1 protein-coding gene is annotated in these 291 nt (G+C 19.2%); it reads left to right on the top strand.

Going from position 1 to position 291, the window contains the following annotated elements:
- Positions 1–39 precede the first annotated feature (39 nt).
- Positions 40–291, top strand: a 252-nt coding sequence (locus AYC59_RS08290) for a helix-turn-helix domain-containing protein (RefSeq protein WP_156445493.1), incomplete at its 3' end; no start/stop codon positions are given.

Below are 291 nucleotides of genomic sequence, written 5' to 3'. Positions count from 1 at the left end.
GTAGTATTTTTTTACAAAATATGATAAAATATAGAAAAAATGAGAGTTTTTGCAACTTTCATTTTTTTGATTTTAAACATCAAATGCAACATCATAATTCAAAAAACAAATGCAACATTTGAAAGGAAAATTATGAAAAAAAATTTAGATGATTTTGAAAGAAATGAAATATTAATGGGATTAAAAAATTTTAAAACTTTTAATCAAATAGCAAATGAATTAAATAGAAATAGAAGCACAATATCAAGAGAAGTATTTAGAAATAGAAAGGTAATATTTAATAAAAAGTCA

This window comes from Pseudostreptobacillus hongkongensis (assembly GCF_001559795.1).
GTDB classification, from domain to species: domain Bacteria; phylum Fusobacteriota; class Fusobacteriia; order Fusobacteriales; family Leptotrichiaceae; genus Pseudostreptobacillus; species Pseudostreptobacillus hongkongensis.
The sequence above is the reverse complement of the archived record's forward strand: the minus strand, read 5'-3'. Positions and strand labels throughout refer to the sequence as shown.